Genomic DNA, 278 nt, shown 5'->3' on the forward strand with positions numbered 1-278 from the left:
CTTCTGCCAACGATATACATTTTCAAAGATCCGCTCAAACTGGTTCTTTTGTATCTCGACGTAGGCCATCAAGGCTGCAAAAATATGATTCAAAATCAGTTTAGATCGTCTTACTTGAAACTTTTCAATATGACAAACCTGTTTAATCACTCGGTGATATTGCTCTATTTTCCAATGACTTGAATGTAATTCATGAAAACCCTCAAAGGACAATAAATCATCTTCATCTTGATGCACAATATAAAACCTCTGCTGTTCTTTTAACTGAGTCTTAAATA

At 34.2% G+C, this 278-nt stretch carries 1 protein-coding gene; it reads right to left on the minus strand.

Going from position 1 to position 278, the window contains the following annotated elements; genetic code table 11:
- Positions 1–278 (minus strand): transposase (locus NO346_RS14750; RefSeq protein ID WP_256415607.1); only part of this gene is annotated, 278 nt, incomplete at both ends.

It is taken from the genome of Acinetobacter sp. 5862 (assembly GCF_024494585.1).
Classification (GTDB): Bacteria; Pseudomonadota; Gammaproteobacteria; order Pseudomonadales; family Moraxellaceae; genus Acinetobacter.